Raw genomic sequence first — 7,319 nt, 5'->3', positions numbered from 1 at the left:
CAATCACCGCATCAAGACCTATCCCAAGCCCTATGTCGCGCTGATCGACGGCATCGTCATGGGTGGCGGCGTCGGCATCTCCCTGCATGGCAGCCACCGCATCGCCGGCGACCGCTATCTCTTCGCCATGCCGGAAGTCGGCATCGGCTTCTTTCCCGATGTCGGCGCGACCTATGCCTTGCCGCGTCTCGAAGGCGGCTTCGGCGGCTTCCTCGCGCTCACCGGCGAACGGGTCGGCGCTGCCGATGCGCTGGCGGCTGGCCTAGCGACCCATGGCGTGCCGAGCGAGCGCATGGCGGAACTCGCCGACGCGCTGACGAAGCCCGGCTCGCTCGACGACATCCTCGCGGGTTTCACCTTGGACAACGGCCCCGGCCCCTTGCATGCCGAAAGGGCGGTGATGGCCGAGGCTTTCACGGCGGGGACCCTGCCGGACGTGATCGCGCGCCTGCGCCAGGCTGCGGAAAAGGGCAGCGCCTTCGCCGGCAAGCTGCTCCAGACCATCGCGGTGAAGTCGCCGACCAGCGTCGCCATCGCCTTCGAGCAGATGCGGCGTGGCGTCGCCCTCGATTTCGCCGAGGCGATGCGCACGGAATACCGCATCGTCTCGCGCATCGCGCGGGGGCATGACTTCTATGAAGGCGTGCGCGCCGTGGTGATCGACAAGGATCAGGCGCCGCGGTGGCAGCCGGCGACGCTGGATGAGGTCGAGCAGGCCGATATCGACGCCTATTTCGCGCCGCTCGGCACCGGCGAACTGAAGCTGGAGGGCTGAGCTTGGGTCTGGGCGGAGACGGCGAGGCCCTGCGCGGCGCCCGGACGGGCGAGGACGAAGGCAAGCAGGCGAACCGCTGGCGGGTCGTCCTCGTCTGGTTCCTGCGCCTGCTCTCGGCCTTCTGGCTCGCCAAGGGGCTGACGGCCTGGATGGTGATCTTCGGCCTGCCCGGCAATCCGCAGCCGCCCTTCGAGAATCGCCTGCTCAGCTATCAGGCGATCATCGTCTATTTCGCGGTCATCGATCTCGTGGCCGCCGTCGGGCTTTGGCTGACCTCGACCTGGGGCGGCGTGCTCTGGCTGCTGGCCGCGATCAGCCAGATGCTGCTGAGCTTCCTCTTCCCGCGCTTCGTGCCGATGACGACCTGGCTCGTCGGCCTCTATATCGGGCTGATCGCGGTCTATTTCCTGGCGACCTGGGCGGCCGAGAACGAGGCCGAGTAGCGGGTTCCCGCGGCGACCTGTTCGCACGCCCGACCCTTCGATTGCCCCGAGTCATGGTAAGAATCGCTTTAGCTTAAGCGTTTCTGGCTTCACCTACGATTCACCCAAAGGGGTAAATCCCTGATTCATCCTGATATTTAAACTCGTTTTCATCCGAGCCATCATATGGTGTGTTTCAGAAGCGGACCGGGAAACAAATCCTGGCCGACACACAACAGGCGGGATATACCATGAAAGCGAGCGTCAAGACTTCTGATGTTGCCAAGACGAGCGATGCAGAACTCAACGTGAAGCCTCTTTATCTTGAGTCCCTCACGCTGGTGGAGCGTCTGCATCGCCGTCTGCTCGACGTCATCAAGGACGAGTTCGAGCGTCGTGGCCGGGATGACGTCAACAGCGTGCAGGCCCTGCTGCTCTACAATATCGGCGATGCCGAGCTGTCGGCCAGCGAGCTGCGCACCCGCGGCTACTATCTCGGCTCGAACGTCTCCTACAACGTCAAGAAGCTGGTCGAGCTCGGCTATCTCCACCATGCCCGGTCGCGCATCGACCGCCGCTCGGTGCGGATCAGCCTCACCGAGAAGGGCGCTGCCGTGCACGATATCGTGAAGGGCGTCTACGACAAGCATGTCCGCACGGTCGAGCAGATCGGCGGCATCGCTGCCGACGATTTCGAGCGGATGAACAACGCCCTGCTGCGCCTCGAGCGCTTCTGGACCGACCAGATCCGCTACAAGCTCTGAGATATCGGCCGGTTTCCGGCATTCGAATGCTGCCCGCCTGGCAGGGGCACGACAGGGACGTCATCCCGTCGTGCCCATACGGCCTGGTCGAGCTGCGGCCTCGACTGTGGTTTTGCTGCCATGCACGCAGCAAAACGCCGGCATGCCCTAAATTCGCCTCTGTCATCACGCCTCGTTAACTGTGCTAGGACACCGTCGATCGCCGATAGGTCGTCCGACGCGCCATTGGTTGTCAGCGTCGCCCCTGCAGGCGACGTTTTCTTGTGGCCTGTGTGCTCGCGTGAAGTCTTGAAGAGGGAAGAGATGTCGCAATTGAGCCTGACCCGCCGCGAAACCGTGCTGGCTTTGCTTTCGGGCGTCGCCACGGCTGCCGCTGCACCGGCGCTCGCCCAGCAGGCCGAGTGGCGCCAGAGCTACGATGCCGGCGCCCGCAACGCCGTGGCGCGGTCCTCGACCCCGATGCTGTCGGCCGAGGCGCTGCAGGCGACCGAGCAGGCGATCGTGGCTTATCGCGACCTCGCCGCGCGTGGCGGCTGGCCCCAGGTTCAGTTGCCTGATCGCATGAGCGTCGGCGCCAAGGGACCGGGCGTTGTGGCTCTGCGCCGCCGCCTGATCGTCACCGGCGATCTCGATGCCGCGGCCGGCGAAAGCAGCATCTACGATTCCTATGTCGAGGCGGGCGTACGCCGCTTCCAGTCCCGCGTCGGCCTGTCGACCACCGGCTCGATCAACCGCGCCACCGTCGCCGCCCTCAACGTGCCGATCGATCGCCGCATCCGCCAGCTCGAGACCAATGTCGTCCGGCTGCGCAGCTGGTCCGGCAATCTCGGCGGCCGCTATGTCGTCGCCAATATCCCGGCCGCGATGGTCGAGACCGTCGAGAACGGCCATGTCGCGACGCGCCATGCCGCCGGCGTCGGCAAGATCGATCGCCAGTCGCCGCTGCTGCAGACGAAGATCCCCGAGGTCAATTTCAACCCGACCTGGACGGTTCCCGCTTCGATCATCAAGAAGGACCTCATCCCGAAAATGAGGAAGGAGCCGGGTTACCTCACCGAGAACAAGATCCGCATCATCTCGCCCAGCGGCGGCGAGATCTCGCCGGCCAGCGTCAACTGGAATTCCGACGAGGCGACGCGCTATACCTTCCGGCAGGATCCGGGCGGCGACTTCAATTCGCTCGGCTTCGTGCGGATCAATATCCCGAGCCCGCACGGCGTCTACATGCACGACACCCCGTCGAAGGGCATCTTCGGCGACGATTACCGTTTCGTTTCCTCGGGCTGCATGCGCGTCCAGAACGTGCGCGACTATGTCGCCTGGCTCCTGAAGAACACGCCCGGCTGGGACCGCGCCAAGATCGACGAGACCATTCAGTCCGGTCAGCGCGTCAATGCCCGCATCGCCGATCCGGTTGCGTGCTACTGGGTCTATATCACCGCCTGGGCCACGCCCGATGGCGGCGTGCAGTTCCGCGACGACATCTACAACAAGGACGGCCTTGGGCCGGAGCCCGTTGCCGCGCTGCAGGGCGATCAGGACATCTGACGCTCCCGCTTCACGCGCGTATCGACAAAGCCCATCGGTTTCCGGTGGGCTTTTTCATGGGCGAAGCCTCCCGGATGCCGTGTGTCAGGCTTCAGCGCGTCAGCCAGGACGGCATGACATAACCCACGCAGCGCGCCTCTCCGCGGCCCGGATTCAGCACTTCGAAGGCCGGGACAGGGCAGTTGTTCCCGGGAGCGGGGTTGTTGAGCTGAACCATGTGGCGCGGGCCACCGTACACGCGGCGGAGTATGGTCGTATGTCCGCCCGGGTAGTGCTGGCTGGTGATCTGCCACCCCTGGGCCGCCGCATCCTGGCTCATCATCGGCATGGACAAGGCGATCGCGCTCGCACCGCCGAGAAAGACCTTCCTGACCTGGGCCGAGAGCGGCGCGGCCGAAGCCGGAACACGGCTCGCGTGCTGTTTTGAGGCGTTCTGTGTCATTGAGAGGCATCCAGTGTTGCGCTAGGTCACACGCAGCAAGCCGCAAGCCATAAATTGTTAACCATAAAGGCGGCGACGTCGCGATCGCTGTTCCCGCCGCCGCCTTTCGGCTCCTTCGATATCGGGCCGGGACGATCAGCCTGTTTCGCGGAAGAGGCCGGCGAGGCGCGCCAGCACGGCCGCCAGAGCCATGATCCCGAGCAGGCAGGCGGTATCGCGAAACAGCGCGCCGTAGCCGTAAGCCGCGATCAGCGGGGTGCTGGCCAGCGGCGAACAGAACTGGCCGATGAAGATCGAGGCGGTCAGGATGCCGCCCGCCAAGCCTCGGGAGCGCCGAGGTGCCAGATCGAGCGCCATGGCGACGAAGCTCGGCGAAACCAGCGCATAGCCGGCGCCAATCAGCAACGCTGCTGCAAGCAGCGGCGGGGTCGATGCCGCGCCGGACAGGAGCAGGAAGCCGAGCGCCATCGCGCCATAGCCCGCCGCGAAAATGCCCGCCGAGCCGATCGACCGCTGGATGCGCCGGTAGAGCAGGGCGCAGCCACCCCCCGAGATCATCAGCAGGCCGAGGACCGTCCCGGTCATCACCGCGCTCTCGTAGCCTCGGGCCTCCAGGAAGAACGAGATCTGCGTCGGCATGAGAAAAAAGATCATGTTCGTGAGGCCCTGGAGAAGGACCAGCGCGGCGAGCAGGCTGCGCCAGGACGCATGCCCCTCCTGGCCTTTCGCCGACGCGGCGCCGGCAAGGGCCGAGATGCGCGGCGGCTCGACGATCGCCAGCCAGATCAGCGGCAGGGCGAAAGCGGCAAGCCCATAGATCGCGAAGGGCAGGCGAGGCGACAGGGCGGCGACCCAGCCGGCCAGCGAGATGAAGACAAGCCCGCCGAAATTCCGCGCCGAAATCTGTAGGCCGGTGAGCGTGTTGCGGTCGTCTCCGGTGAAATAATCGCCGACCAGCGCGGTCTGAGCCGTCATGATCAGGGCGACGGCGATGCCGAGCACGAGGCGGCTCGCGAAGATCGACGGCAGGTCGGGCAGGATGAGCCCGGCGCAGCCTGCCATCACGAACAGCACGACGCCGGCCAGCAGCATGAGGCGCCGGCCGATGCGGTCGGCGGCGAAACCTGCGAGCGGCGCGAACAGGGCGACGCCGAGCGAGGGCGCCGGCACCAGAAGCCGCGTCAGCAGCGCGGCGTTCGGGTCCTCAGTGAACAGGCGCTCGATGCCCGGCAGCGCCGGGCTGATCGTCGCGTTCGCCATCGTGGTCAGCGATGCCGCCACCAGGAGCGCGATGGCGCGCGGCTCCTGCCAGATCGGCCTTTCTCTCGTTGCAGCAATGCTTTCCATGATTTTTCCTCTTGCCGAATTGATCCGTTCGGCAGAGCCTACGAATTCAAGTCGACTTGAGGTCAAGCATGCCGTTGCTGGATATCGGAGAGGTTTCGGAACGCTCCGGCGTGCCGGCCTCCGCCCTGCGCTATTACGAGGAGATCGGCCTCATCCGCTCGGAGGCGCGGCGCGGGTTGCGGCGGCAATACGACCCCGATGTCCTGCTCAGGCTGTCGCTGATCGGGCTCGGCAAGACCGCCGGCTTCTCGCTGGACGAGATTGCCGCGATGTTCGGCGCGGACGGGCAGCCCAATATTCCCCGCGAGCAGTTGCGCGCGCGGGCCGACGCGTTGCAGCGGCAGATGATCGGGCTCAGGACACTGCGCGATGCGCTGCGCCATGTCGCCGATTGCCGCGCACCGACTCACCTGGAATGTCCGGCTTTCCGGGCACTGCTGAAGACGGCTTCGCGCCGGCCGCTCGCCTACACGCCGTCCCGCCCGGAGCCGGAGAAGAAATTGCTGCCGAAGCGCCGAAAACCGGGCGGTTGACGACGCAGCGGCGTCGCTGTCGCCGCATGGTCATCTATCGCTTGGACAGCCCCCCGCCGCATGATAGGGGAGCCGCGACGAAGCCGGGCGCTCACCGGCCGTTGAACTTCAGGAGCCGGACATGACCGACGCCGCGCTGAACAAGCACCTCTCGAACTCCTTCTTCGGCGCTTCGCTGCATGATGCCGATCCCGAGATCGCCCGCGCGATCGACCTGGAGCTCGGTCGCCAGCGCGACGAGATCGAGCTGATCGCCTCCGAGAACATCGTCTCGCGCGCCGTGCTCGAGGCGCAGGGCTCGGTGATGACCAATAAATATGCCGAGGGTTATCCGGGCCGGCGCTATTATGGCGGTTGCCAGTTCGTCGACATCGCCGAGAAGCTCGCGATCGAGCGCGCCACGCGGCTCTTCGGCTGCGCTTACGCCAATGTTCAGCCGAACTCCGGCAGCCAGGCCAACCAGGGCGTCTTCATGGCCCTGATGCAGCCCGGCGACACCTTCATGGGCCTCGATCTCGCCGCCGGCGGTCACCTGACTCATGGCGCGCCGGTCAACCAGTCCGGCAAGTGGTTCAACGTCGTCTCCTACGGCGTCTGCGTCGTCGACCAGATGATCGACTACGACGCGATGGAGCGTCTCGCCGTCGAGCACAAGCCGAAGGTCATCGTCGCGGGCGGCTCGGCCTATGCCCGTCATTGGGACTTCGCCCGCTTCCGCGAGATCGCCGACAAGGTCGGCGCCTATTTCATGGTCGACATCGCCCATTTCGCCGGGCTGGTCGCCGGTGGCGCGCATCCTTCGCCGTTCCCGCATGCCCATGTCGTCACCACCACGACGCACAAGACGCTGCGCGGCCCGCGCGGCGGCATGATCCTGACCAATGACGAGGCGATCGCGAAGAAGGTCAATTCGGCGATCTTCCCCGGCATCCAGGGCGGCCCGCTGATGCATGTCATCGCCGCCAAGGCGGTCTCCTTCCACGAGGCGCTGCAGCCGGAGTTCAAGACCTACGCCCACGCCGTCGTCGCCAACGCCAAGGCGCTGGCCGAGACGCTGAAGTCCAGGGGTTTCGACCTCGTCACCGGCGGCACCGACAACCACCTGATGCTGGTCGACCTGCGCTCGAAGAAGCTGACCGGCAAGGCCGCGGAAGCCGCGCTCGGCCGCGCCCACATCACCTGCAACAAGAACGGCATTCCCTTCGACCCCGAGAAGCCGATGACCACCTCGGGCATCCGTCTCGGCACCCCTGCGGCGACCTCGCGCGGCTTCGGCATCGCCGAGTTCAAGCAGGTCGGCGAATTGATCGCCGAGGTGCTGGACGGCCTCTCAGCTCATGGCGAAGAAGGCAATGCCGCCGTCGAGCAGGCCGTCTCCGCCAAGGTCAAGGCGCTGACGGCGCGCTTCCCGATCTACTGAGAACCTGACCGCTTTCACGCGGAAACACGCCGTCATTCCGGGCTTGACCCTGTCTCTTATACACATCT

The 7,319-nt window shown here is 65.7% G+C and carries 8 protein-coding genes; 6 read left to right on the top strand and 2 right to left on the bottom strand.

All coding sequences use genetic code 11. The features are described 5' to 3' along the window. The 4 genes from JHD80_RS26280 to JHD80_RS26265 all read left to right on the top strand — a co-directional run. Positions 1-775 (top strand): enoyl-CoA hydratase/isomerase family protein (locus tag JHD80_RS26280; RefSeq protein WP_199093401.1); only part of this gene is annotated, 775 nt, incomplete at its 5' end. A gap of 2 nt (positions 776-777) precedes the next feature. Then, positions 778-1,218, top strand: coding sequence for a DUF6163 family protein (locus JHD80_RS26275; RefSeq protein WP_199093399.1), 441 nt, complete (start codon positions 778-780; stop codon positions 1,216-1,218). A 230-nt stretch (positions 1,219-1,448) separates the two neighbouring features. Beyond that, positions 1,449-1,961 carry a transcriptional regulator LdtR gene (gene ldtR, locus JHD80_RS26270; RefSeq protein WP_199093397.1) on the top strand — a complete coding sequence of 171 codons (513 nt, stop codon included), beginning with the start codon at positions 1,449-1,451 and terminating at the stop codon, positions 1,959-1,961. Between the two features lie 303 nt (positions 1,962-2,264). After that, positions 2,265-3,509, top strand: coding sequence for a L,D-transpeptidase family protein (locus JHD80_RS26265; RefSeq protein ID WP_199093395.1), 1,245 nt, complete (start codon positions 2,265-2,267; stop codon positions 3,507-3,509). Between the two features lie 91 nt (positions 3,510-3,600). On the opposite strand, the gene JHD80_RS26260 is transcribed toward JHD80_RS26265, so the two are convergent. After that, complete coding sequence (locus JHD80_RS26260) at positions 3,601-3,951, bottom strand: hypothetical protein (protein ID WP_199093393.1); 351 nt, start codon at positions 3,949-3,951, stop codon at positions 3,601-3,603. A gap of 135 nt (positions 3,952-4,086) precedes the next feature. Then, a complete protein-coding gene (locus JHD80_RS26255; protein WP_199093391.1) occupies positions 4,087-5,298 on the bottom strand; it encodes an MFS transporter in 1,212 nt (403 codons plus the stop codon). 68 nt (positions 5,299-5,366) lie between these two features. On the opposite strand from JHD80_RS26255, the gene JHD80_RS26250 reads away from it, so the two are divergent. Both JHD80_RS26250 and glyA read left to right on the top strand, forming a co-directional pair. Further along, on the top strand, positions 5,367-5,831 hold the full coding sequence (locus JHD80_RS26250) for a helix-turn-helix domain-containing protein (RefSeq protein WP_199093390.1): 465 nt from the start codon (positions 5,367-5,369) through the stop codon (positions 5,829-5,831). Between the two features lie 121 nt (positions 5,832-5,952). Continuing rightward, positions 5,953-7,251 carry a serine hydroxymethyltransferase gene (gene glyA / locus JHD80_RS26245; protein ID WP_199093389.1) on the top strand — a complete coding sequence of 433 codons (1,299 nt, stop codon included), beginning with the start codon at positions 5,953-5,955 and terminating at the stop codon, positions 7,249-7,251. Positions 7,252-7,319 lie beyond the last annotated feature (68 nt).

The organism is Allobosea sp. ASV33, assembly GCF_016428755.1.
Taxonomy (GTDB): Bacteria; Pseudomonadota; Alphaproteobacteria; order Rhizobiales; family Beijerinckiaceae; genus Allobosea.
This window is presented reverse-complemented; position numbering and strand designations above follow the sequence as displayed.